23 protein-coding genes are annotated in these 24,194 nt (G+C 52.5%); 6 read left to right on the top strand and 17 right to left on the bottom strand.

What is annotated here, in order from left to right; all coding sequences use genetic code 11:
• Positions 1-11 precede the first annotated feature (11 nt).
• A complete protein-coding gene (eccB, locus tag KW808_RS03185; protein ID WP_003860648.1) occupies positions 12-1,271 on the bottom strand; it encodes a type VII secretion protein EccB in 1,260 nt (419 codons plus the stop codon).
• Positions 1,272-1,498: 227 nt separating this feature from the next.
• A complete protein-coding gene (locus KW808_RS03180) occupies positions 1,499-1,621 on the bottom strand; it encodes a hypothetical protein (RefSeq protein ID WP_257724421.1) in 123 nt (40 codons plus the stop codon).
• Between the two features lie 164 nt (positions 1,622-1,785).
• On the opposite strand from KW808_RS03180, the gene KW808_RS03175 reads away from it, so the two are divergent.
• Entirely contained in the window at positions 1,786-2,244 is a 459-nt protein-coding gene (locus KW808_RS03175; RefSeq protein ID WP_003860644.1) for a GNAT family N-acetyltransferase, read from the top strand.
• On the opposite strand, the gene KW808_RS03170 is transcribed toward KW808_RS03175, so the two are convergent.
• The 8 genes from KW808_RS03170 to infA all read right to left on the bottom strand — a co-directional run bounded on the left by KW808_RS03170 (position 2,245) and on the right by infA (position 9,270).
• A complete protein-coding gene (locus KW808_RS03170) occupies positions 2,245-4,644 on the bottom strand; it encodes a DUF6541 family protein (protein ID WP_034983561.1) in 2,400 nt (799 codons plus the stop codon).
• Between the two features lie 106 nt (positions 4,645-4,750).
• Entirely contained in the window at positions 4,751-5,635 is an 885-nt protein-coding gene (gene truA, locus KW808_RS03165) for a tRNA pseudouridine(38-40) synthase TruA (protein WP_003860639.1), read from the bottom strand.
• Between the two features lie 140 nt (positions 5,636-5,775).
• A complete protein-coding gene (gene rplQ / locus KW808_RS03160) occupies positions 5,776-6,267 on the bottom strand; it encodes a 50S ribosomal protein L17 (RefSeq protein ID WP_003860638.1) in 492 nt (163 codons plus the stop codon).
• Positions 6,268-6,322: 55 nt separating this feature from the next.
• A complete protein-coding gene (locus KW808_RS03155) occupies positions 6,323-7,339 on the bottom strand; it encodes a DNA-directed RNA polymerase subunit alpha (RefSeq protein ID WP_003854434.1) in 1,017 nt (338 codons plus the stop codon).
• 117 nt (positions 7,340-7,456) lie between these two features.
• Positions 7,457-8,062: a 30S ribosomal protein S4 gene (gene rpsD, locus KW808_RS03150; RefSeq protein WP_003854431.1), complete on the bottom strand. Its 606-nt coding sequence runs from the start codon at positions 8,060-8,062 to the stop codon at positions 7,457-7,459.
• Between the two features lie 23 nt (positions 8,063-8,085).
• Entirely contained in the window at positions 8,086-8,490 is a 405-nt protein-coding gene (gene rpsK, locus KW808_RS03145; RefSeq protein WP_003854428.1) for a 30S ribosomal protein S11, read from the bottom strand.
• A gap of 2 nt (positions 8,491-8,492) precedes the next feature.
• Positions 8,493-8,861 carry a 30S ribosomal protein S13 gene (gene rpsM, locus KW808_RS03140; protein WP_003854425.1) on the bottom strand — a complete coding sequence of 123 codons (369 nt, stop codon included), beginning with the start codon at positions 8,859-8,861 and terminating at the stop codon, positions 8,493-8,495.
• Positions 8,862-9,051: 190 nt separating this feature from the next.
• A complete protein-coding gene (gene infA / locus KW808_RS03135) occupies positions 9,052-9,270 on the bottom strand; it encodes a translation initiation factor IF-1 (protein ID WP_003854422.1) in 219 nt (72 codons plus the stop codon).
• 628 nt (positions 9,271-9,898) lie between these two features.
• Between infA and KW808_RS03130 the strand changes: the two genes are divergently transcribed.
• The 3 genes from KW808_RS03130 (at position 9,899) to galE (ending at position 13,730) form a co-directional block, all read left to right on the top strand.
• The gene (locus KW808_RS03130; protein ID WP_003860634.1) at positions 9,899-10,852 is read left to right on the top strand and encodes an NAD-dependent epimerase/dehydratase family protein; all 954 of its coding nucleotides are present in this window, start codon (positions 9,899-9,901) and stop codon (positions 10,850-10,852) included.
• A 341-nt stretch (positions 10,853-11,193) separates the two neighbouring features.
• A complete protein-coding gene (locus KW808_RS03125) occupies positions 11,194-12,735 on the top strand; it encodes a glycosyltransferase (protein WP_230622898.1) in 1,542 nt (513 codons plus the stop codon).
• A complete protein-coding gene (gene galE / locus KW808_RS03120; RefSeq protein WP_003860630.1) occupies positions 12,723-13,730 on the top strand; it encodes a UDP-glucose 4-epimerase GalE in 1,008 nt (335 codons plus the stop codon). The genes KW808_RS03125 and galE overlap by 13 nt, the downstream gene beginning before the upstream one ends.
• On the opposite strand, the gene KW808_RS03115 is transcribed toward galE, so the two are convergent.
• The 7 genes from KW808_RS03115 to secY all read right to left on the bottom strand — a co-directional run bounded on the left by KW808_RS03115 (position 13,678) and on the right by secY (position 21,525).
• Complete coding sequence (locus KW808_RS03115; protein ID WP_003860628.1) at positions 13,678-15,324, bottom strand: right-handed parallel beta-helix repeat-containing protein; 1,647 nt, start codon at positions 15,322-15,324, stop codon at positions 13,678-13,680. The two genes, galE and KW808_RS03115, sit on opposite strands and share 53 nt — an antisense overlap.
• 26 nt (positions 15,325-15,350) lie before the next feature.
• Positions 15,351-16,409: a right-handed parallel beta-helix repeat-containing protein gene (locus KW808_RS03110; protein ID WP_003860627.1), complete on the bottom strand. Its 1,059-nt coding sequence runs from the start codon at positions 16,407-16,409 to the stop codon at positions 15,351-15,353.
• A gap of 9 nt (positions 16,410-16,418) precedes the next feature.
• Positions 16,419-17,585, bottom strand: coding sequence for a nucleotide sugar dehydrogenase (locus tag KW808_RS03105; RefSeq protein ID WP_003860624.1), 1,167 nt, complete (start codon positions 17,583-17,585; stop codon positions 16,419-16,421).
• Positions 17,586-17,796: 211 nt separating this feature from the next.
• Complete coding sequence (locus KW808_RS03100; RefSeq protein ID WP_003860622.1) at positions 17,797-18,546, bottom strand: L,D-transpeptidase; 750 nt, start codon at positions 18,544-18,546, stop codon at positions 17,797-17,799.
• A gap of 160 nt (positions 18,547-18,706) precedes the next feature.
• Positions 18,707-19,501 carry a type I methionyl aminopeptidase gene (gene map, locus KW808_RS03095; RefSeq protein WP_003860620.1) on the bottom strand — a complete coding sequence of 265 codons (795 nt, stop codon included), beginning with the start codon at positions 19,499-19,501 and terminating at the stop codon, positions 18,707-18,709.
• A 156-nt stretch (positions 19,502-19,657) separates the two neighbouring features.
• The gene (locus KW808_RS03090) at positions 19,658-20,203 is read right to left on the bottom strand and encodes an adenylate kinase (RefSeq protein ID WP_003860618.1); all 546 of its coding nucleotides are present in this window, start codon (positions 20,201-20,203) and stop codon (positions 19,658-19,660) included.
• Positions 20,203-21,525, bottom strand: coding sequence for a preprotein translocase subunit SecY (secY, locus tag KW808_RS03085; protein ID WP_003854402.1), 1,323 nt, complete (start codon positions 21,523-21,525; stop codon positions 20,203-20,205). Before secY ends, KW808_RS03090 begins: the two co-directional genes overlap by 1 nt.
• Positions 21,526-21,900: 375 nt before the next feature.
• Between secY and KW808_RS03080 the strand changes: the two genes are divergently transcribed.
• A complete protein-coding gene (locus tag KW808_RS03080; protein ID WP_038582788.1) occupies positions 21,901-22,707 on the top strand; it encodes an IclR family transcriptional regulator in 807 nt (268 codons plus the stop codon).
• 186 nt (positions 22,708-22,893) lie between these two features.
• A complete protein-coding gene (locus KW808_RS03075) occupies positions 22,894-24,180 on the top strand; it encodes a cytochrome P450 (RefSeq protein WP_003860615.1) in 1,287 nt (428 codons plus the stop codon).
• Positions 24,181-24,194: the final 14 nt, after the last annotated feature.

Here is a 24,194-nt window from a genome sequence, read left to right as displayed (position 1 = left end):
CACCATACTCCTTAATAGGTGGGCGCGAGCGCTGTCTCTTTTGCTAATTCACTTCCCTGCGGCAACAATCGCAGCACGCTCCACGGCACGACCTGCACGTCAGTGATTCCTAGGGCAACCATCGATTCACCAGTAGAAACAGGGTGCATCAGCCCAAATTCAGAGACCACATAGTAGCCAAAGCCACTGTCCACGCCCACTGCCCCACCAGCGTTTGTGCTGAAACTTTTCGCCCTGGAATCACCAGATAGCGCCACACCCGATTCCAGAGTTTCCAGGAAACCGATCTGGCCTTCACCATCCGCGCAGGCAAAACCACCGTCCAGATCTTGCCAAGAAACTGTTTGCTCGGGCAGCGTCAAGGTGTTGGCTGTTTCTTCATGCACACCAAGAAGCGCGGTGGGGTCGGGGAAAACACCGGAACCGGCGTCGATAAGCAACCCGCGCTGTAGCGGCGTGATTTCGGCGAGCGCCCCGTCGAGCCGCAACCAGCTGTGGGTGGAGGCGTCGACAAGCTCGGGCAGCGGGTCTGGGAAGCGGACCGAGTCGTGCTCGGGGATCGCGTTGAGCAGCTCAGTGGTCAGATAAATGCGCGGGGTGTCCTCGGAAATCCCCAGGTGGCGGCGCGTAATGCGCCCATGTTCGCTGTCCCACGCCGGCAGTTCGCGGCGCCCGTCCGCGGTAATCAGGTTCCAGGTGACCTCGCCGGTTTCGCTTTTCGACGCCCCCAGCCACCCATTTCCTTCCGCAATCAGGGTGGGCCCTAGTCCGTCCCTAGGAACCGTAATGTGTAGATCCCCAGTGCCGACATCCTGGCACACAAACCAATCTTGCTCAGGTTCTTTGGCGCTGCTGAAAAGCCCTGGCGCATCAGAAACCCCCACCGGCACTCCGCGCGGCATGCCCGCGATGATCGCATCGCTGGCGTTCACCGGATCAATCGGCTCCCCCACAATCAACCGAGCCGAGGCCACATTAGCCACCGGATGCACTGCCCCATCCAGCTGCACAAACAGCGCGCCGGATTCAGCACGGATCAACGGCGCATCGGCCGGATCCTTCGCGGGTCGAAAAATAGCCAACGCCAACGAGCCTACCGCCAACATCACGCACGCCACCACCCCAAACACCAACGCCCGCCGGCGCCTACCAAGTGGATCATGAATCATGCGCACATCGCCCATCACCAACCCATGTTCGATGCGCCGCACCAGAAATTTATGCCCCGACACCTGCGCCGATGTCGTGGGCATCAACATACCTTCAGCCATGTGTTCCCCCAGCCTAAAAATCTCTATATCCCCTAATCCAGGAACTGTAGTGCGCTGGCCAGGGAAAAGACTAGTGAAAGTGGGAAGATTCTCAGATTTGCTTTTGAGGGAACCAAAAGGCGAGTTTTGCAGTCTAACAATGGGTGCGACTTATGGCACCTTTGTGATTCCTAAAATGAAGTTTTATGAAGGACCTCGGTAAATTACAACGCGCAATCGAAGAGAACTTAGCGGAGCATTTCTGCCATCTCCACCGGCATCTTGCATCCGCAACAATCACGCACACCGATGACCTGCTCATCGCAGACAGTGGCCTCGACGATGACACGTTCAACATATTGCGGGCGCACGCTTTACCCCTGAGATTGCAGCTGCCCGGATCGCTGAAACCACCGCTTTTGTAGAACATGCACTCCGTCCGTTTTCCTGGTGGGTCGGCCCCGCATCCAGCCCTAGAAATATCGGAGAGCTGCTCGTTGAGGCCCAATGAAATGCCTCCGAAACAGAAACAGGCATGTGGAAAGACTTAACCGAACCGCTGCCCGAAGCTTGCGCTGAGGGCTTAGAGATCCGGGTGGTTAAATCTCCCGAAGAGCTGGCAGATTACGCTGCAGTTCTTTCTGCGAATTGGAATCCGCCTGCCGAAACTGTGCAGCGTTTCTATGCCGAAGCAGCGGAATTCGCTCTGAGTGAAGAATCATCCGCACTTTATCTGGTGGGCTATGTGTACGGCCGCGCAGTGTGTTCAGCGGAAGCATTCATACACGCGAGCGTAGCTGGAATCTACAACATCTCCACGCTTGAGAACGAACGCCGGCGTGGCTACGGCGGAGCCATCACCTTAGCCACGTTGCATACCGCACGTAACGCAGGGTGTGACACCGCCGTGTTACAAGCCTCCAAAGATGGTGAGCCCGTTTATCGCAAACTAGGATTCACCGACTGCGGTCGATTTACTGAATACTCTTTGTGATTAGTTAGGGACCGTATGAGGCTTCGTTGGATCCGGTGCATACAGAGTTTCGGCTGAAGGCATCGCCGAGTTTTCGCCAGCAGGAACCGTTGGACGATGGTAATAAGTCTGATCTACCTCGTCTTCAGTTTCAGCCAACCCAATCTCGCCCAAGGTAGGAAGCTCTGGCAGTGGTTCTGGGGAATTACCAGGTGCACGCATCTGATCTAGTTCGGCGTCAGTGAACATATCGTTGACTGCGAAGATCACCGAGTCGCCCTTCTTGTACACCGGTGTCACGCCTGGGGTTTGCCACAGCAGATCGATCTGGCGGAAGTTGGGGATCTGGAAATCCCAGAACGTCCACGGACTGATCATGAAGTAGCCGACGTTGAGATCACGAGCAGCCTGATCCACATCGTTGACTTGATCTGGGTTTTCATCGGTGCCCACGCCAAGAAGTTGAGGCCACCAAAACAGCATCGCGGTGGCAGAGCCTTCGCCTGCCGCTGGCCATGCATAGTGGCGAGCCACGGAGTGCAAGCCGTTGTAGGCATACATCCAGCCGTTACCATCTGCGGGGTCACCCATGATGTTCATGTCAGCACCACCTGGCTGTTGGATTAACCAGTCCCAGGCAGCCAAGTCGTTGTTGCTCACCATACGTTCATCATTGTGTGGCGCAAGGATTGTGGTTTCGGATCCTTCCTCCACAAAATCCTTCGCCCAAGTCTGCAATGGCACAGCCACAACAAGAGCCATCACCACAGAAACAACACCGGAAACAGTGGCGAACTTCTTTATTGGTCCCAAGCAGATCAAACGGATCACTGCGGCAGCGCCGATACCTGCGGCAGCAAAAGTGAACATGGCGACAGGCATGATCAAACGGTGTCCTGTGGAGTAATGCAGACCGCCCACAATGTTGAGCCAATCACCCCACGGCTCTTCAAAAGGCTTCAGCGAGTTAGCGGTCAGTGCAACGCTGGCGAAGTAAAACACCGGCGCCCACAAGTTTCCGCGCCACACCAAAGAAACCACGCCACCGATTGCTGCGAATACCAGCACTGGGACGATGTCAATATTTCCGAAGAAATCAACATGGCGGGTCTCCATGAAAATAGACACCAACCAGGACTCGCTGCGGGTGACTTGTTCCTCAGCAGAATATGACAGCACATCTTCGGTTTGTTCGGAACCTGAAATCACCTGAGGCAGCATGAAGAGCACACCGATGATGCCCGTGATGGCCAAGATGCCGACATCCTTCAAACGGATACCGATGCCCGCCTTCCAGCCCTTCACCTTCCGGCTTGGAACCACCACGAGTTTGAGCAGCCACCACAGCAGCAACACCATGATCACGATGGTGGATGGGGCTGGATGCAGCTGGAACATGCCCATAAACGCCAATGCTGCGGCAAAGATTCTTACCGGCACAGACGGAGTGGACATAAACAGCGCAAGCACCACACCTGAAGCACCGATCGCAGCAACATAAGGCCACGCACCCACGTAGTTACCAACCCAGAACAGCACCGGGGAGGCAATGGTGATCAGTCCAGCAAAGCCCGCACCAATCTGCGCGGTCAGTCCACGATTGTTGATCATCCGCCATGCAATCAGTGCAACAGCCAACGGCAGCAACAATCCGGACAGCACAATGCCAGTGAGGTTGGTGGCTTCAACAATCGTCAGATTTCCGACATCCGACAGCACCCATGCACCAGCATGCCATGCGCTTGGGTAGAACAGATCTTGCTGCGTTTCAATATTGCGCAGCTGCCCCATCATCGTGGATGACGCAATGCCGGTCTCATCTATAAAACGGACAGTCGAAGCATGCCAATGGACATCCCAGCCTTGGACGATATCGCCCAAACCATGCTCGGTGCTCAAGAGCAGATCAACGGCACGATCAATGATCAGCCACGCACCAGTGATAGCACCTGCGGCAGGCAGCAGCCAACGCTGATCCAAGATGCCACCGTCGCGCATGTAATCAAAGATCACGCGCCAGATTCCGCGACGCTCCGAGGTTTCAGATTCAGATTCGGCTGCTTCGTTTGTGCTCGATTCGGCAGGCTCCCCTGCAGATACCTCAGCATTTTCTGCCGGCTCTTCATCCGCGAGCGTCTGCCTGCGGATACGTGCTTTACGCCGACGTACAAGCCAACCACCGACAAAAAACAAGCGCCATACCAAAGCAACCGCAGCGAAAACCAACGTGGAAATAACTACGGAATGGAGATCAAAACGCATCTCCCACAAGCCCAGCAACCAGGCAGACAGGCCGTAAATACCGAAGGTTGCTGGGATGGAAGCTGCGATAGCCCACGGCACTTTAAGGCCAGAAACCCATGAGACGACCAATCCTGGAACGGTAAATACCAACACCGCAATCCATAGTGTCGTCAGCATCTAGGTTCCCACTTCACTTTCTTGTGATTGTGCCAATTGTGTGGCGCACGCGCCTGCTTATCAGACATAAATGACTGAAAGATACGAGAGACGAGTTTAGTCCCTTTTACTCATCATCTAGTTTTAGGCTCGCGGACGCATCCGGAAACTCGCGAACAGCTCGGGTTTCCAGCGCTCTTTCCTGTAACTTATCAGCGGAAGGATAATCCACGCCAACCAAGCTCAAACCTTTCGCAGGTGCTACTGGAACCATGGGGCTGCGTTCGCTTGCATCAAGCAATTCTGCAGTAAACCCTGATCCGCGGCGTCCTTCGCCCACGGCCATGCAGGAGCCGACCAGCGAGCGCACCATCGACCAGCAAAAAGCATCGGCCACCACGTGTGCTTCATACACCTGCGGTTCGATGTCGGTGGAGACGTCTTTCCACGCAAATTTTTGTAGTTCACGCACCGTCGTCGCATGTGGCTTAGCTTTGCAAAACGCCACGAAATCATGCAGCCCCAGCAGTGCATCGGCGGCTAATTGCATCCGCTCTAGTTCGACAGGTTTTGGCCACTGCGCCGTGTCGTGGCGGCGCGTAGGCAGCGCACCGGCGGGATGCGTCGTAATGCGATAAACGTAGTGCCTGCGCATCGCGGAAAATCGCGCATCAAACCCGGGCTCGGCAAAACGTACGCCATGCACCCGAATATCATCGGGCAGCAACCGGCCCAAGCGCCGAACCAACTTGCTTGGATCGCCATCAATACTGCGCTGCTCTAAAGCGTGTGCCGGAATATCAAAGTGCGCCACTTGGCCCGCCGCATGCACCCCCGCATCGGTTCGCCCGGCCACAGTCAATTCAACAGTCTCACGCAACACCATGCTCAAATTGTCTTCCAACACTTTTTGCACGGTGCGTAAATCGCTGGTACCCTGCTTCGCCCAGCCATGAAAATCCGTGCCGTCATACGCTAGATCCAGCCGGATTCGCACCGTTGAATTGTCCATGTCTGCCTTTCATTTTTTGCTTTTCGACGTCACGCCCCACGCTTTACGGCTGCTCAGCGCAGCCGGGCGGGGTGCAGATACGTAAAATGCCCGCAGTAAACAATGTTCACTGCGGGCATTTTATGCGGAGTTAGAGAAATTTACTTCTCTTCTGCAGCCTCTTCGGTTGCGGTCTCCTCAGCTGGAGCCTCGACTACCTCTTCGGTCTCAGCCTCTTCAGCAGCCTTCTTGGAAGCAGCTGCGCGGGTTGCGCGGGATGCTTCTGCGGAGACGGTCTCCTCGAGAACGAGGGAGATCTGGGACATAGGAGCGTTGTCGCCCTTACGGTTCTCCAGCTTGATGATGCGGGTGTAACCACCTGGACGGTTCTCGAACTTAGGAGCAAGTTCGTTGAACAGGTAAGCCACGATTTCCTTGTTAGGAACCAGTGCGAGAACGTTACGACGATCTGCAACGGAACCGGACTTAGCCTTGGTGATCAGCTTCTCAGCGTATGGACGCAGAGCCTTTGCCTTAGCATCGGTGGTCTTGATTGCGCCATGCTCGAACAGAGATGCAGCCAGGTTAGAGAGGATCTTCTTCTGGTGGCTTGCGGATCCGCCGAGGCGGGCGCCCTTCTTAGGGGTAGGCATTAGATGTACTCCTTGTACGTTGATTTAGCGCGGCCCATGAATTGGACCATGCGACTTACTCGGAATCTTCCGCCTCGACATCGATGTAGCCACCAGTTTCGGCGTCATAACCTTCAAGAGTTGAAGGATCGAAGTCTTCAGGAGCATCCTTCAGGGTCAGACCCAGGCCAGCAAGCTTGATCTTTACCTCGTTGATCGACTTCTGTCCGAAGTTGCGGATATCCAGCAAATCGGACTCAGCGCGCTCTGCGAGTTCACCCACGGTGTGGATGTCTTCGCGCTTGAGGCAGTTGTAGGAACGGACAGAGAAGTCCAGATCCTCGATTGGCATGCTGTAGGCAGCGATGTACTCGGTCTCCTGAGGAGATGGTCCGATCTCGATGCCCTCGGCTGCGATGTTCAGCTCGCGTGCGAGGCCGAACAGCTCAACCAGGGTCTTACCTGCCGACGCCAGGGCGTCACGTGCGGTAATAGAGTTCTTGGTCTCAACGTCGATGACCAGCTTGTCAAAGTCAGTGCGCTGCTCAACACGAGTAGCTTCAACCTTGTAGCTGACCTTCAGTACTGGGGAGTAGATCTGATCGACCGGAATGCGGCCGATCTCTCCACCGGTTGCAGTAACAGTTGCGGGAACGTAACCACGCCCACGCTCGACGATGAGCTCGATCTCAATCTTGGCGGTCTCGTTCAGGGTTGCAATGTGCAGATCCGGGTTGTGGATCTCCACGCCTGCTGGTGGCTGAATGTCACCTGCAGTTACAACTCCTGGGCCTTCCTTGACCAGCTGCATAACAACTGGCTCATCAGAATCAGAAGACAAAACCAATCCCTTGATGTTCAAGATGATGTCAGAGACATCTTCCTTAACACCGCTGATGGTGGTGAACTCGTGGAGTACACCGTCAATCTTGACGCTGGTTACTGCTGCTCCAGGAATGGAGGACAGCAGGGTACGGCGCAGGGAGTTACCGAGGGTGTAGCCAAAACCTGGCTCCAGTGGCTCGATGACAAACCGGGAACGTGCGTTATCAACAAATTCCTCGGTGATGGTTGGGCGCTGTGAAATGAGCATTGAACTCTCCTTGAGTGACGACCGCTATTTGACGTCGGTAAAGGTTTTTAAAACCATGAAGGATGTTTGGAAAATCGAAAGATTCCTGTGCACCCGGGGCAGCCGGGTAAGCAAAAACTACTTCGAGTAGAACTCGACGATGAGCTGCTCTTGCAGTGGGATATCGATCTGTGCGCGCTCTGGGAGCTGGTGCACGAGGATACGAAGGTTCTCAGGAACGACCTGGAGCCAAGCTGGGACGACTGCGTCGACCAGGTTGTCCTGAGCCTCTTCGAACCAGTTCATCTTCTGGGACTTCTCACGAACATTGATGATGTCGTACTGAGAAACGCGGAAAGATGGAACGTCGATTGCCTTGCCGTTCACGGTGAAGTGACCGTGGGAAACAAGCTGACGAGCCTGGCGACGGGTGTTTGCCAGACCTGCGCGGTACACGACGTTGTCGAGGCGGGACTCGAGCAGGACGACCAGGTTCTCACCGGTCTTGCCTGCGCGACGGTTAGCCTCGGCGTAGTAACGACGGAACTGCTTTTCCATGACGCCGTAGATGAAACGAGCCTTCTGCTTCTCCTGGAGCTGCAGCAGGTACTCGGACTCCTTGATGCGTGCACGGCCTGCCTGTCCTGGAGGGTAAGGACGGCGCTCAAACGCCATGTCTCCACCAACAAGGTCGACGCGCAGACGACGGGATTTACGGGTTGCTGGGCCGGTATAACGAGCCATTTTGTATTACCTTTCCTTCCCTATTAAACGCGACGACGCTTTGGTGGACGGCAGCCGTTGTGTGGCTGTGGGGTCACGTCGGAGATTGAACCGATCTCCAGGCCTGCAGCCTGAAGGGAACGGATTGCAGTCTCGCGGCCTGATCCTGGGCCCTTGACGAAAACGTCAACCTTCTTCATGCCGTGATCCATTGCCTTGCGGGCAGCGTTCTCTGCAGCCATCTGAGCAGCGAACGGAGTGGACTTACGTGAGCCCTTGAATCCGACGTGTCCAGAGGAAGCCCAAGAGATTACAGCACCGTTGGTATCAGTGATCGAAACGATGGTGTTGTTAAAGGTGGACTTGATGTAAGCGTTGCCGTTAGCAACGTTCTTTTTTACAACGCGACGGCCTGTGCGGCGCGCGTTAGTGCGTGCTTTAGGAGGCATTTTTACTTCTTCTTTCCGGCGATCGTCTTCTTAGGACCCTTACGAGTACGCGCATTGGTCTTGGTGCGCTGACCACGAACAGGCAGGCCACGACGGTGGCGGATGCCCTGGTAGCAGCCGATTTCGATCTTGCGACGGATGTCAGCTTGTACCTGGCGGCGGAGGTCACCCTCGACCTTCCAGGTGCCTTCAATAACGTCACGAAGAGCAGCGATCTGCTCATCAGTGAGGTTGTCGGTGCGCAGGTCTGGGGAGATTCCGGTCTCCTCGAGAAGCTGCTTGGAACGGGCTGGGCCGATTCCGTAGATGTAGGTGAGAGCGACTTCCATACGCTTGTTGCGTGGGAGGTCAACACCAGCTAGACGTGCCATGTGGCAGTTACCTTTCCGGTTGTTGCGATGGTTTTCCCCATAATCGCCCCTGCCAAGCAATACTTTCCCCGGACGGAAACCGGGAGGTGGATTGTGATTCGCAAGGCTTCAGCCATCGTTGCCTGAAGGTGTGTCAGCCTGCCGGGATATCCCCGACTAGCCCTGATATATGGAGGCTTAAAGCTTATTTTTACTTGTAGCGGTAAACGATTCGTCCACGAGTCAGATCATAGGGCGACAGCTCTACAACGACGCGGTCCTCAGGAAGGATACGGATGTAGTGCTGGCGCATCTTTCCACTGATGTGGGCGAGTACCTTGTGTCCGTTGTCAAGCTCGACTCGGAACATTGCATTCGGCAGAGGTTCGACAATGCGACCCTCAACTTCAATAGCGCCTTCCTTAGCCATATCCTCCGCATTCCCGGAAACGACCCTAATGTCATTCCCTTTAGTTATCCACTGCAAAAGTGAGGTGATGGGCTAGATGCACATACACCGTCGTCTAACAGTACACGCATGACCCCCTAGAGCCAAATTTCTCTTTATCACACCTTAAATAGCTCAACTCTTTCACCCTCCCCTTTTCAAAAAGTCGAGCAACACAAGAGCAATTCACCTCCAAGTCAAATAATCCGAAACCTTAAACCCATTAGAAAAGCATGTTTGCTAACTAAAATTTCATAAACCTCAGTGGATCCTAACACCCCATTAAGGGGGGCGAGGCTTGTATTAGAATAATCGAATAGATACATTTTATCCACCCCCGATTTGGTTCATACGAAAATTGGTGATGGCAGAAAAAGCTAAAGTGCTATGATGTGAAATCAACACTCAATCAGTGTTAAAACTTTGCAAAACTGCTGTACAAATAGGTTGATATCACCAAGAGCGCTCAAATCTAAATTCTTAACAAACTCTTAATCCGCTCCTAATGAAAAACTGCACATTTATCTAAAAAAACCACATTTCTTAAAGAAATCAAAACCGTTCCTTAAGTATTTATGAGAAGTTGATTATTTTTCTGGAAGGATTCAAAATGCGTTGTGTTATCACCGGTGGTGCTGGATTCCTAGGCAGCCATCTGACTGATCTGATTCTCAATGAAGGCCACGAAGTTATCGTTTTGGATAACCTCAGCACAGGATCACTCAGCAACCTCTTCCACCAAATCAGTAACCCTCGCCTGCAGATCAAGACTGTCGATGTGAGAGAAAAGCTCGACATCGATGGACCAGTCGATATCGTATTCAACCTCGCCAGCCCAGCGTCTCCCCCTGTTTACACTCAGCGTCGCGTTGAATGCCTCCTTATTAACTCAGAGGCCGTGCTCCAAGTCGCGGAGTTCGCCTTGGAAAAGGGTGCTCGTCTCGTACAGGCCTCAACAAGTGAGGTATACGGAGATCCACTGAGCCACCCCCAAATCGAACACCACTGGGGTAACGTCAACCCCATCGGTGAGCGCAGCTGCTACGACGAAGGCAAGCGATTCGCCGAAGCACTCCTGTCTGCAATGCGACTGGAACAAGGGCTCAACGCGGGCATCATTCGAATCTTCAATACCTATGGGCCGCGCATGCATCCCTTTGATGGTCGAGTGATTTCCGGGTTTGTGCGACAGGCCTTGGCTAATGAGCCGCTCACCGTTTTCGGTGATGGATCTCAAACACGCAGCTTCTGCTATGTCTCAGACCTCGTTCGAGGCCTGTGGCTCATGGGTAATTCAAACCAGCCCGGCCCCATCAACCTGGGTAATCCAATTGAGCAAACAGTGCTGAGCATGGCGCACTTGATCAAGGAATCCACTAATTCCGAATCCGAGATCACTTTCGAGCCCCTACCTTCGGATGATCCGGTACGTCGTCGTCCCGACGTTTCCAAAGCCAAGGAGCTCCTTGGATGGGAGCCTCTTGTAGGCATCGACGTGGGTCTTCGCGAAGTCATCAATTGGCAGATCGAGACGCAAAGGGCCTTCTCGGAGCAGATATCGTGACTGTCCGACGAGCTGGGGCTCGCCAAGCAAGAGTGAGGCACCAGCCCCTGCATAAAAAGTCCCAGAATCTCATCCCTTCGGATCTATCTGCAGAAATTCAGTCGTTGAGCAACGGTTGGGTCTCGGATATCCGTTCCACGGGACCGGTTCTTGCCACAGATACTCCCCGAGTTATTCGCGACGCCAGCGAAGAACTGTTTGTACCAGCTATGCCTCGTTCAACTCAGCGATGGCTTAATCTGACGGTTCTACTCTGGGTCGTGTTGGTGATTTGTTTTGTCGTTTGGTGGTTTAAGCCTGAACATGTTGGTACCACTACGGGACTAGTTCTCAACTCCGCAGTGGCATCCTTCATTCTTCTGCTTCCCATTGCTTTTGTATCTCGAATTCGTTCAATTCGTCGCATCAATCCGGATGTTCCGCTCCCCGATTCGCGTGTAGCAATGGTGACTACCCGAGCTCCTAGCGAACCCTTTTCTGAGGTTCAGCCAACGCTTGAGGCAATGTTGAACCAGCATTACAAGGCAGATTATGACGTCTGGCTTTGCGATGAATCTCCGACGGAAGAAATCTCCGATTGGTGCGAAGCAAACGGAGTTTATCTTTCAACTCGTTTTGAGGATGAAGATTATCACCGCTCCAGTTGGCCAAGACGCACTCGTTGTAAAGAGGGAAACCTCGCGTACTTCTATGACAATCATGGATACGCAAATTATGACATCGTTGCTCAGTTCGATTGCGACCACATTCCAGAGCCTGACTATCTTGAAGCAATTCTGCGTCCTTTTAGCGATCCGAATGTTGGCTATGTAGCTGCGCCCAGCATGTGCGACTTGAATCGAAAGGACTCCTGGTCTGCACGGGGAAGGCTCTATGCCGAAGCCATGATTCATGGACCTCACCAATCAGCTCATAACGGTGGCCTCACTCCAACCTGCATCGGATCCCACTATGCAGTTCGCACCGCAGACCTTGCAAAAGCTGGTGGAATCGGGCCGGAACTTGCCGAGGATTTTTCGACTTCGTATGTTATTCGGTTAACCGGCGCGGACGGTGCGTTCGCAGTTGATGCCAAAGCTCACGGTCAAGGTCCTTCAACATTTGCAGCCATGGTGACTCAGGAGTTTCAATGGTGCCGTAGCCTAACAGTTTTGCTGTTTACTTTGGTTGGACGCACACTTAACGTCTACCGTCCAAGGCTAAAATTCCGGTTTCTTTTTGCACTTCTGGTGATGCCAGCTATGGGCATGATGACAGGTGCTGGATTTCTCATCGCCCCATTGGCAGTTGTCTTCGATAAACAGTGGATGAGTATGAATATCCTAGACTTCTTCATCTTCACCACTGTCGTTTCGCTTCCTCTTGTTGGAATGCTATTAATTCTCAAGAAAGCCGGTCTGCTTCGGCCAAACGATATTCCGGTTGTGAATTGGGAGAGCGGATTATTCCAACTTGTTCGATGGCCTTATGTAGTCAGAGGTTTTTTCGCAGGTCTCCGTCAAGTTATTTTTCGGAAAGAGGTTCACTTCAAAGTCACGCCTAAAGGTGATCTTGGAATACAACCAATCTCCATGAATGTGATGCTCCCCTATCATTTTCTAACCGCGGCAATGGTTGTCATTGGTTTGTGGGGCTTGATTGATCATCGTTCTCCTGGATATGCAGGGCTCACGCTGCTGGGTGGTCTCATCTATGGATTTGTCTGTTTCATTGTCCCGTGGATGCATTTTTGTGAATTACCTTCAGCGAACACCACCTTCATGGAACGTCTACGCGCTGTAGCATTCCCACTTCTTGCTGGCATCATCATGTTTTTGGCTTCGGTTTTTGCTTTGGCTCTCTACGCTGCGATTTTCTTCGGAGGTTACCAATGGATCTGGTAAAAGGCCCTGTGCTGGTCACTGGTGGCACGGGTTTCATTGGTAGCCATACTGTTGTTGAGCTTCTCAATGCCGGTAAACAAGTAGTTGTCATTGATGATCTTTCCAACAGCACCATTGATGTGCTCGCCTCAATTGAGGAAATCACCGGTTCTAAACCACCTTTAGAAATCGGTGATATCCGAGATCGTGCATTCGTTGACTCGGTGCTTGCTCAATATCAGCCAAGCGCGGCAATACATTTTGCTGCTAAAAAAGCTGTCGGCGAATCTGTTGAGCAACCAACGATGTACCTCAACATCAATATTGGCGGCACCGCGACGTTACTAGATGCGCTTCACCATGCGGGAGTCCGCGACATCGTATTTTCTTCATCATGTTCTGTGCATGGTGAAACCACTCACTCACCTTTAAATGAGGACTCTCCTACACAACCGGCTAACCCATATGCTTTCACCAAGCGCACCGGCGAGAAAATGCTGTCCCAGTTGGTTGAAGCTGATGAATCGTGGTCAGCGATTTCGCTTCGCTACTTCAATCCGATTGGTGCTCATCCCTCCGGAAAACTAGGTGAATCAGGCCTGGGGCGGCCACGCAATATTATGCCATGGCTTCTTGATGTTGCTGCGGGTCGCAAGCAATCATTGGAAGTTTTCGGTGACGATTGGCCGACTCCTGATGGCACGTGCATCAGGGATTATCTTCATGTTGTGGATGTGGCTCGAGTCCATGTCCGTGCACTTGAGCATTTCAAAACAGGCCAGGCAGAAGTTTTTAACATCGGAACCGGCGTTGGTACCAGTGTGCTTGAACTGCTCAACACAATGGAAGAAGCCAGCGGGCGAGAAATCCCTTATGAGATTTCTGCCCGCCGTTCTGGAGATGTTTCTGCTCTAGTTGCCGACGCTCAACGTGTAGCTACGCAATGGGGTTGGGTTCCAGAGTTTAGCGTCTTTCAAATGTGCGCTGACGCCTGGCGTTTTGATCAGAAAAAGTAGGGTTAATCGCTCCTACATAAGAGTTTGGTTCTTCAACGGTGTTACCAGCCAGGTCTTTTGTTGCTGGAGTGCTATCGCCTGGCACCGGTGATGGCACTGACACAGGCTGGGTCCATGCGATTGTGTCCAGCACCGTGGAGATCTCAAATCCGCCAGGGTAAATGGGCGCATATTCAAAGTTATCAAAAGAATCCTGAACTAGTGCTTCAGCTTGTTCTACTGTTTGTGCGCGTTCTCCGTTCCAATCGAAAACTGGCGTACGCGTAAATTGGTTCACTGCTAATTGATTGGCAATGAAATTCACTTTGGAATCAGCGGAAACATCTATCGCGGCAATGCTGGGCGCATCACCTGCTGAGGTGTCAAGAATGTTGTGATGAACGGTGATTCCGTCTAGGTTTCCTCGCAGTTTGAGCGCTGCTGCGCCACTCGATGGAGCTGGAAATACAGTGTTGTGATGAATTTTGGTGTCCTCAATTTGAGGTTCGTCTTCTGACGATGAGAACCCACCAATCGCACTAATACCACCGTGATATGCATTGAGCCACGAATCTCCAATGCTGGCGTTATACCGTACAACGTTTGCACCGGAGCTTCCTCCACCTTGGTGGGCAATGAGTAAGAATCCGGGTCCGGCGTTGTTATAGCTGTAGTTACGTTCCATAGTAGAATTCGTTGTTGCGATGTCCAACCCGAATCCACCACCGTCGGATCGTTGGGAGCTATTGTCGTGTGATCGATTGTCACGAACTAACACACGTGTTGAGTCATGCGTCCAAATTCCGATTGGACCTTCATCTGCATTTGAAAGCGCACCGTTATTGAATGCCTCGTTCCTTTCAACGACAGCATCTTCCACTGAGCCAATGACAATGCCACTGCCTGAGTTGGTAGTAATATCACTAATGCCTTTTGTCCCTGAGACGACAGAATCCAGCACGCGGATATTTTTATGACCGTAATCTGGGGCAGTCGGGCCGTATGTAATAATACCGTTGCGAATGCAGTCTCTGACGATGGCATCTTGGATGATGACATCATCAAATCCATCGCCTGGAGCTGCAGATGATGCTGCAATTCCGTTATAAGCTCCTGTTACGCGTACTCGTTGAACGGTGATGTCCGAGTGCATTCCGGACCCTTCAGTTGCATGCAGAAGTACACCATCTGTCGCTTCTTCTGAATGATCGTGAGATACCGACACTGAGATGTCTTCTACGATCACACCTGAAGTATCAATAATTGTAATTCCGGCGGGGCCTTCGGCTTCAATTCCTGGAAAATCCCTTTCGGATGTTACGTGAACAGGGTTGGATGGATCGCCGGCATCCGCGGAATCTAGGGAAAGCTCCCCCACTAATGGCTTATTACCGATGAGCATGATGGTATCGCCAGGTTTCAGCTGTTGTGTCGAAGCTCGATCCAAGGTTTTCCAGGCTGATTCAGGGTTCAAACCATTTGCAGAATCATCCCCATCTGCGGATACGTAGTAGGTAAATGGTCCAGCCGATACTGGAGGATTGCTGCAGCCAACAAATCCCAGCAAGGCGATTATTGCTAGCGGAGTAAAAACCAAACCCGAAATTCGATTCATTTAGAAACTCTCACTTTAAACTAAGACTAATGCTGGGGCATGTGACATTCTTCAATCTCAAGAGCAGAACTCTCAAGAAAAGCATTAGCTTTTAGCTTAATATTTTTAGCTCCGATTCCGGTCAGAATCCCACTTATATTTGCTTTAGATTCAATAGTATTTTCAGAGATCTCGACTTTGCCTGCTGAGGGCGTCACCGTAATCTCTCCATGCCAGGTCGTGCGCCGACAATTGTTGCTCAATCGGTTCCCGCGAAGCACATGGCCGCCACCAATCATCCCAGGTAGATTCCACACAAGGATTCCGGCTCCATCGTTATCTATCGCATCACAGTTTTCGATCAGGCAGTCCACACACCGGATATCGATTCCAAATCCTCCGCCGTCGGCAGGGCCTCCGGTGCGATTGCTTTTCGACGCACAGTTCCTGATTCGGACTCGACGGCAATCATAAACAAAGATGCCCTCTGGGCCTTCCGTGGCAACACATGCGGCGCCATTACCTTCTGCATGGCAATCGACGATCTCTCCCTCATCAACCGATCCGAGGATAATTCCCGAACCTGAATGATTATTAGTCAGTGTGGGGTCCCCTCGTGTGCCTTCGACTCTGCACTGCGTGACCTTGACGTTGTGAAGGCCATACTGCGGTGTCTCCGGCCCAAAACACAGTATGCCTTGGAGAAGGCAGTCCTGGATCAGGCAGGAATCAACAATCACATCACGAAGTCCTGCGGGTTGATCAGTTCCGATTGCGATGCCATTGCGAGCGCCTTTAACAAACACTCTCTCCAAGCGGATGTCTGCGCTCGCTTCAGTTGCCCATACCAAAACGCCGTCACGATCGTCTGTGGTCATAATGTTGAGATCACTGAGTGTGACGTGGCGTGGGTTGGTGAGAACTAAGCTTTCTAAATTCAGGAACGTATCAGGATTGGCAGGCCGAATATGCACCCGGTTGTGTGCATCGCCGTGGGCAATGACGGTGAGAACCCCGGTGAGATCGCTATCGATCTCTAAAATATCGCCCGGGCCGAGCTTAACTGGCAAAAGCTGAGGACTCGGCCCGATATGTATGATTCCCATACCTACTAATTAATCACGTTCGAAGAGATCCCGCGTATAGATGCGATCGGCAATATCGTCGAGCTCATGGGTTGGCCTGTTGGCAATAATCAGGTCGCAGTCACGCTTGAACTCATCGAGGTCTGTGACAACCTTGGAATCAAAGTAGCTTTCTGAGTTCAAAGTGGGTTCATAAATAACCACAGGAACACCTGCTTGTTGGATCCTTTTTATGACCCCTTGAACTGAAGAAGATCTAAAATTGTCTGATCCAGTTTTCATGACAAGGCGATACACGCCCACAGTTTTGGGTTGTCGACTCAAGATATCTTCAGCGATGAAGTCTTTACGAACCGAATTGGACTCAACAATCGCCGAAATCATCCTCTGCGGAACAGTATCGAAATTGGCCAATAGCTGCTTTGTGTCCTTGGGCAAACAGTAACCGCCATAGCCAAAAGACGGGTTGTTGTATTTGTTGCCGATGCGAGGGTCGAGGCTAACGCCCTCAATAATTTGCTTGGACTTTAAACCCATGGTGGATGCATACGTATCCAGTTCATTGAAGTAGGCGACGCGCATCGCCAGGTAAGTATTGGCGAACAACTTGATCGCTTCTGCTTCTGTGGCATCAGTGAAAAGGACTGGTGTGGCCTCATCCACTGCGCCTTCCTTGAGAAGCAGAGCAAATTGTTGTCCCACCTCTGAGCGCTCCCCAACGACGATACGCGAGGGATGCAGGTTGTCGTAAAAAGCACTGCCTTCTCTCAGGAACTCTGGCGATGGGAAGATGGTGGCATTGGGATACTGTGCGCGCATTTTTTCTGTAAAACCGACAGGAATCGTTGATTTAATAACGATACTCGCATCAGGATTTACCCTTTGTGCCTCAGAAATGGCACTTTCCACGTATTTGGTGTCAAAGAAATTGGTTTCGGGATCATAGTCAGTGGGTGTCGCAACAATGACGAATTCTGCGTCCCCATAAGCCTCTTGGGTATCTGTGGTTGCACGTAATGTTTCAGGCTTGGTTGCTAGATATCTATCTAGCTCTGCGTCTTCTACTGGAGACACATAGTTGTTCAGGGCATCTACGCGTGTTTGGTTGATGTCCATTGCGATGACTTCGTTGTTCTTCGAGAGCAAAGCCGCATTTGAAGTTCCGACAAAGCCAAGGCCAGCAACAGCGATTTTCATGATTACCTGCTCTCTCATTTTTAAACCGGATTAGGCATGGAGAAAACGTCTACGTACACGACAAACAATCAGAAATAAACTACTAAAACAGCTTTTATGTATCTAATTATCTTACTCGTTTGTCAGCGTGTTTTAGCAAAATCGATAAAAAACTCGCTGCCTCTTCAATCGAAATTGAAGAAGCAGCGAGCGTGCTTGAGAAATCCAAGTTTTAGTAGATGTACACCATGTCGCCGATGCCAACGTTATTAAAGTAGTAGATGGCATCCTGGGTGTTCAGGCGAACACAACCAGCGGAAGTAGTCGCAACATTGCCCTGGTGGAATGCGTGGCCGTTGTAGGTGAAGTACATGGCGTACGGCATTGGGGCGTTACCGAACTCGTAGGAGATTTCATCCTTGACCTTGCGGTTGATGTAGAACGTTCCGCGAGGGGTTTCCTGGCCAACTCCGCCGGAGGAAACTGGGACTGCACCGTAGGTGACCTGACCGTTTTCCTGCAGCCAAGTACGTCCGCCGTCGATATCCACGCAGACGTCAGCGCTTGCCGGGCAAGAACCACGGTCAAAGCGTGCGGCTTCTTCTGCGGCTACGCGGGCTGCTTCTGCTTCACGTGCAGCTGCGGCCTCGCGCTCTGCTTGTGCGCGCGCAGCTTCCTGTTCTGCTGCGACCTTTTCATCAACGAGCCCTGGGAACATGCCGTTGATGGCGTCATCCACTGCAGCGCGGACTGGGAGGGCTGCTGGGCCGATGGAGGCAAGTTGGTCTTGGATGGTGTTGCGGGTTGCCCACGCACCTTCACGAGCATCAGTCTGGATCTGGGAGCTGCCGGTTGCGAGGTCCTGTGCTGAAGCAGTTGCTGGCACAGCGATCAACGCGACTGAGGTAGCAGCTGCGGTGAGGATTGCAGCTGCGCCACGCTTGATTGACGCGCTGTATCGGATTCGAGAATTCTTCGCCATGCGTTGAAGTATATAAGGCTGTTTTATGATTTTGATATTCGAAAGGCAAAAAAGTTTTATCGCCTCCTCCCCTGGCGGCACGCCGGGGAGGTCGCAAACCTTTGCTCAACTGGGCAACCTTTAACCCCGAAAACGTGGGGATGCGTCGAAAAGCATCATTTTAATAACGCGGGGTGAGGATGCGCGGGCCGCCCTTGGTGGCTGCAACGGTGTGCTCCCAGTGCGCTGCCCATGAACCGTCGAGGGTCACGACAGTCCAATCATCTTCCAGCACTGCGGAATCTTCGGTGCCGAGGGTGAGCATAGGCTCGATGGCGAGCACGGAGCCCTCCTGAATCACAGGACCCTTGCCGGCCTTGCCCTCATTAGCCAAGTATGGCTCCTCGTGCATGTGGCGGCCAATGCCGTGTCCGCCGTAGCCATCGACGATGCCGAGCGCGACGCCGAACTTGGACTCAGCCTTGCGGGTTGCGACCTCGAGAGCGTGGGAGACATCGGTCAAACGATTGCCTGGAACCATGGCCTTCATGCCTTCCATGAGGACCCACTCGGTAGCCAAGTTGAGACCCTGGACGTCCTCGTCCATCTCGCCGATGCCGAAGCTCCACGCGGAATCGCCGACCCAACCATCAAAGGTTGCGCCGCAGTCGATGGACACCAGATCGCCTTCCTCCAAGATGGTCTCCTTGGATGGAATGCCATGAACAATCACCTCATTGACCGAAGCGCACACTGATGCCGGAAAACCCTGGTAACCCAGGAATGTAGGAACGGCGCCAGCATCGCGGATAACCTGCTCCGCGATCTGATCCAGATCCCACGTGCTCATGCCAGCTTTAGCCTCAGCACGCACAGCCTGCAAAGCCTTGCCGACGATCTCACCCGCCGCCTGCATCGCGTCCAGCTCAGCGGCGGTCTTTGCCGCAATAACCTTCTTCTTGGAACGGAAACCCATACTTCCACGTCTCTTTCTTCAAATTAAACTGTTAAAACCAAAGGTGGCCGGCACCGCACAATGCATGCGGTTCCGGCCACCTTGAGGTGAGTTCTTCCACGTCACTGCTTGCTATCTACCTATCATCGTAGATTCAGCAGCACGAGAGAAGAAATCTTATTTGCCCAGTGCCTTGAGGGTACGAGCGTTGATCTCTTCGACTTCGCCTTCAGCCTCAATGTTGATGATCTTGTCACCGTAGTGATCGATCAGAGGAGCAGTCTCGTCGCGGTAGACACCGAGACGGGTGCGGATGGTCTCTTCGTTGTCATCAGCGCGACCGCGGGACAGCATGCGGTCCACGACGACGTCTTCAGAAACCTGGTAGTTAACAACACCATCGAGGGTCTGGCCAGCTTCTGAAAGCAGGTTAGCCAAGATGTCAGCCTGCTCAACGGTGCGTGGGAAACCATCCAAAAGGAAGCCTTCTGCAGCATCGGACTCAGCAAGGCGGGAAGCAACCATACGTGCAGTCACGTCGGTTGGAACCAGCTTGCCAGCGTCGATGTACTGCTTGGCCTCGATACCCAGAGGGGTACCTTCGCCAATGTTGGCGCGGAAAAGATCGCCAGTAGAAATGTGAGGAATGCCAAGCTTCTCAGAGAGAATTGCAGCCTGGGTGCCCTTACCAGCACCGGGAGGTCCGAGGAGTACGAGTCGCATTATTTTAGAAGTCCTTCGTAGTTGCTTTGCAGGAGCTGGCTCTCAATCTGCTTCACTGTGGTCAGTGCAACAGATACAAGAATCAAGATTGCGGTTCCGCCGAATGGAGTTGCTCCGGCCGAACCGGCGTCAACACCTAGATCCAGCATAATGTTTGGCAGCACAGCAATGACAGCCAGGTACAGGGAACCAACAAACAGCAGGCGGTTCATGACGAATCCCAAGTACTCAGCAGTCGGGCGGCCCGGACGAATACCAGGGATAAATCCACCGTACTTCTTCATGTTTTCAGCCTGCTCAGCTGGATCATACTGAACGGAAACATAGAAGTAAGAGAAGAAGATGGTCAGTGCAAAGTACAAAACAATGTACTGCCAGGAAGAAGGCGTCTGCAGGTGCGCAATGATGTTGCGCTGCCACCAGTTATCAGACACTTCCAGCGAACCAGAGTTCACGATCTGAGTAATCAGCACTGGCATGTAAATCAGGGAAGACGCGAAGATCACTGGGATAACACCAGCTTGGTTGACCTTCAAAGGCAGGTAGGTGGAAGAACCACCGTACTGACGACGACCCACCATGCGCTTTGCGTACTGCACTGGAATACGACGCTGGCCCTGCTCAACGAATACAACACCAATGACCAGGATCAGAACGGAAGCCAGAACAACAGCGAAAACCACGCCGCCGGAGTTACCCAGAATGTTCATGCCATCAGTTGGGAGGCGAGTTGCGATACCAGCGAAAATCAGCAGCGACATACCATTGCCGACACCCTTTTCCGTGATGAGCTCACCCATCCACATCACGAGTACCGCACCTGCGGTCATGGTGATGACCAAAACAATGAGGTCGAAGAAGTTGCGATCAGCCGACAGCACGCGAATGCCTGCGCCAAGCAGCTGCTCGCGGTCCGCCAACGCGACGATGCCCGAAGACTGAAGCAACGCCAAGGCAACCGTTAAGTACCTGGTGTACTGCATCATCTTGGCCTGGCCAGACTGGCCTTCCTTCTTCAACTCCTCAAAGTGTGGAATAACCACAGTCAGCAGCTGCACGATAATAGACGCCGTGATGTACGGCATGATACCAATAGCAAAAATGGACAGCTGCAACAGCGCTCCACCGGAAAACAGGTTAATCAGCGAATAAACGCTTGACTGATCCTGAGTCAAGTCACGCAGACGACCACTAATCGTTGCATAGTCAACTCCCGGGGAAGGGATCTGCGCACCGATGCGGTATAGAACGATCATTGCGATAGTGAAGAAAATCTTCTTACGCAGATCGGCGTCCTTGAATGCCTGAATTATGGCGGACACTTATCCTCCTGGCCTCCTCAGCACTTCAAACCCACATATTTTCACAATAGTGACTAAAAGGTACCGGGAGATGTGTTCTTTAGATCCTGGTCCGATTACAAATCGGACACGATTGACTTGTCTACCCTACCAGTATTTACCCAAGAACCGCATGGCAACCCCTTTGTGTAAGACGCATCATAGGTGCGAAAAGCTCCTCCCCTACCCCGCCCAATAGTTACCTTAAGTGTTGGATAATAAAAATACTGGGTCTGTGTCGCATCAAAGATTTGCCGATAGGCTTGAACAATACGTCGTTACACTGGCCGATTTGATACCTTTTAAAACTTTTACCCTTCATAGGAGTGCCAGGGGAACTTAGAGGAGCATTAAATAATGGCGGGAGGAAATCGCGAACCTGGACGCACAGTCACCTCCAAGGTGATCGCCGTACTGGGAGCTTTTGAACACACCATGCGTCCACTTGGTGTCACTGAAATCGCTGAACTGGCAGACCTCCCACCAAGTACTACCCACCGTCTCGTTTCTGAATTAACCGAAGGCGGACTACTCAGCAAGAAATCTGATGGGCGCTACCAATTGGGCTTACGTATCTGGGAACTCGCCCAAAATACAGGACGGCAGTTACGCGACACTGCACGCCCGTTCATCCAAGAGCTCTACTCACTTACTTCCGAGACTGCGCAGCTAGTGGTCCGCGATAAAGATGAAGCACTTTTGATTGACCGAGCCTACGGCACGAAGAAAATTCCACGCTCGGCTCGAGTCGGTGGTCGACTACCTCTGAACTCCACTGCGGTTGGCAAGATTCTCCTTGCGTTTGATGAGCCATGGGTAAAACAGTCCTATCTCAAGCTGCCACTTAACGCCTCCACCCCAAAGACAATTGTGAATCCCGAAGTCTTGGCTGCGCAGCTGAAACAAATTCACTCGCAAGGCTTTGCCATCACACATGACGAGCAACGAATCGGCGGCGCATCGATCGCCGTACCGGTCTGGCATACAGGAAAACTGGGAGCAGCACTGGGGTTGGTGGTTCCCACCGCACAGGCTGCAAATCTTGAGCGCTATCTCCCGATCCTTCAGGCGACAAGTCAGAGAATTACAAAAGCAACCGCGCTCATTCCTTTGGACACACTTTTGGCTTCACACAAAAATGCAGAACGAAAAGGCGATACCTAAACCCGCCCTCCACCTACATAAACTAAAACTGATTCCACTGAGTGGAATCTGAATTCGTATCTTCATCTCTTCTTGACGACACTTTGAGTCACACCTAAAAGTGATAGCCATCACGAATCTTTAGGAAAAGTGATTCAAACTTCACTGTGATCGGCTTCGGCCACACACAAGTGTCAGGAGATGACAATGACTTCCCAGACTTCCCAACAATCCACCTCAACCGGTGGATGCCCATTCGGGCACACATCAGAGTCCACCAGCCATCACGGCTACCAGCCTTTCGATATGCACAACCCGTTTCCTGCATATAAAGAACTCCGTCAGGAAGAGCCAGTGATGTTCGATGAGCGCATCGGCTACTGGGTGGTAACCAAATATGACGACATCAAAGCCACCTTTGATGACTGGGAAACATTCTCCTCTGAAAATGCACAAGCCCCAGTCCGCAAGCGTGGACCTCAGGCAACCCAAATCATGACCGATGGCGGCTTCACTGCATACTCCGGATTATCAGCTCGTATTCCACCAGAGCACACCCGCATCCGCGCAATCGCACAAAAGGCCTTCACGCCACGCCGCTATAAAGCACTCGAACCAGATATCCGAGCAATGGTGATTGATCGTGTGGAGAAAATGTTGGCGAATGATCAACACGTCGGCGATATGGTGTCAGATCTTGCCTACGACATTCCAACCATCACGATCCTGACGCTGATCGGTGCAGATATTTCCATGGTGGACACCTACAAGCGGTGGTCAGATTCCCGTGCGGCCATGACCTGGGGCGATCTTAGTGATGAAGAGCAGATCCCACACGCACACAATTTGGTTGAGTACTGGCAGGAATGCCAACGCATGGTAGCTGATGCGCATGCACACGGTGGCGACAACCTCACCGCTGATCTAGTGCGAGCACAGCAAGAGGGTCAAGAAATCACCGATCATGAGATTGCTTCCTTGCTGTACTCCCTGCTTTTTGCGGGGCACGAAACAACCACCACGTTGATCTCCAATTGTTTCCGAGTCCTCCTCGATCATCCAGAGCAGTGGCAAGCCATTCTAGAGAATCCAAAACTGATTCCTGCGGCAGTTGATGAGGTCTTGCGGTACTCCGGTTCGATCGTGGGGTGGCGTCGAAAAGCATTAAAAGACACCGAGATCGGCGGCGTTGCCATTAAGGAAGGCGATGGTGTGCTGCTGCTCATGGGATCCGCGAACCGCGATGAAGCTCGCTTTGAAAATGGCGAAGACTTCGACATCAGCCGCGCTAATGCCCGCGAACACTTGTCCTTTGGGTTCGGCATCCACTACTGCCTAGGAAACATGCTGGCCAAGCTTCAAGCCAAGATCTGCCTAGAGGAAGTCACCAAACTGGTTCCTTCCCTGCACTTGGTGGCGGACGAAGCTATCGGGTTCCGGGAAAACCTCTCCTTCCGCGTCCCCACATCTGTTCCCGTGGCCTGGAACGCCTAACACCTTTAGTAAAT

The organism is [Brevibacterium] flavum (assembly GCF_019317305.1).
GTDB classification, from domain to species: domain Bacteria; phylum Actinomycetota; class Actinomycetes; order Mycobacteriales; family Mycobacteriaceae; genus Corynebacterium; species Corynebacterium glutamicum.
Note: the sequence above shows the minus strand (reverse complement) of the source record. Positions and strands in the feature narration are given on the sequence as shown.

What these genes read in the sequence shown, in the direction of transcription:
- eccB (WP_003860648.1), bottom strand. Translation starts at nt 1,271, where the DNA reads ATGGCTGAAGGTATGTTGATGCCCACGACATCGGCGCAGGTGTCGGGG.
- KW808_RS03175 (WP_003860644.1), top strand. Translation starts at nt 1,786, where the DNA reads ATGTGGAAAGACTTAACCGAACCGCTGCCCGAAGCTTGCGCTGAGGGC.
- KW808_RS03170 (WP_034983561.1), bottom strand. Translation starts at nt 4,644, where the DNA reads ATGCTGACGACACTATGGATTGCGGTGTTGGTATTTACCGTTCCAGGA.
- truA (WP_003860639.1), bottom strand. Translation starts at nt 5,635, where the DNA reads ATGGACAATTCAACGGTGCGAATCCGGCTGGATCTAGCGTATGACGGC.
- rplQ (WP_003860638.1), bottom strand. Translation starts at nt 6,267, where the DNA reads ATGCCTACCCCTAAGAAGGGCGCCCGCCTCGGCGGATCCGCAAGCCAC.
- KW808_RS03155 (WP_003854434.1), bottom strand. Translation starts at nt 7,339, where the DNA reads ATGCTCATTTCACAGCGCCCAACCATCACCGAGGAATTTGTTGATAAC.
- rpsD (WP_003854431.1), bottom strand. Translation starts at nt 8,062, where the DNA reads ATGGCTCGTTATACCGGCCCAGCAACCCGTAAATCCCGTCGTCTGCGC.
- rpsK (WP_003854428.1), bottom strand. Translation starts at nt 8,490, where the DNA reads ATGCCTCCTAAAGCACGCACTAACGCGCGCCGCACAGGCCGTCGCGTT.
- rpsM (WP_003854425.1), bottom strand. Translation starts at nt 8,861, where the DNA reads ATGGCACGTCTAGCTGGTGTTGACCTCCCACGCAACAAGCGTATGGAA.
- infA (WP_003854422.1), bottom strand. Translation starts at nt 9,270, where the DNA reads ATGGCTAAGGAAGGCGCTATTGAAGTTGAGGGTCGCATTGTCGAACCT.
- KW808_RS03130 (WP_003860634.1), top strand. Translation starts at nt 9,899, where the DNA reads ATGCGTTGTGTTATCACCGGTGGTGCTGGATTCCTAGGCAGCCATCTG.
- galE (WP_003860630.1), top strand. Translation starts at nt 12,723, where the DNA reads ATGGATCTGGTAAAAGGCCCTGTGCTGGTCACTGGTGGCACGGGTTTC.
- KW808_RS03115 (WP_003860628.1), bottom strand. Translation starts at nt 15,324, where the DNA reads ATGAATCGAATTTCGGGTTTGGTTTTTACTCCGCTAGCAATAATCGCC.
- KW808_RS03110 (WP_003860627.1), bottom strand. Translation starts at nt 16,409, where the DNA reads ATGGGAATCATACATATCGGGCCGAGTCCTCAGCTTTTGCCAGTTAAG.
- KW808_RS03105 (WP_003860624.1), bottom strand. Translation starts at nt 17,585, where the DNA reads ATGAAAATCGCTGTTGCTGGCCTTGGCTTTGTCGGAACTTCAAATGCG.
- KW808_RS03100 (WP_003860622.1), bottom strand. Translation starts at nt 18,546, where the DNA reads ATGGCGAAGAATTCTCGAATCCGATACAGCGCGTCAATCAAGCGTGGC.
- map (WP_003860620.1), bottom strand. Translation starts at nt 19,501, where the DNA reads ATGGGTTTCCGTTCCAAGAAGAAGGTTATTGCGGCAAAGACCGCCGCT.
- KW808_RS03090 (WP_003860618.1), bottom strand. Translation starts at nt 20,203, where the DNA reads ATGCGACTCGTACTCCTCGGACCTCCCGGTGCTGGTAAGGGCACCCAG.
- KW808_RS03080 (WP_038582788.1), top strand. Translation starts at nt 21,901, where the DNA reads ATGGCGGGAGGAAATCGCGAACCTGGACGCACAGTCACCTCCAAGGTG.
- KW808_RS03075 (WP_003860615.1), top strand. Translation starts at nt 22,894, where the DNA reads ATGACTTCCCAGACTTCCCAACAATCCACCTCAACCGGTGGATGCCCA.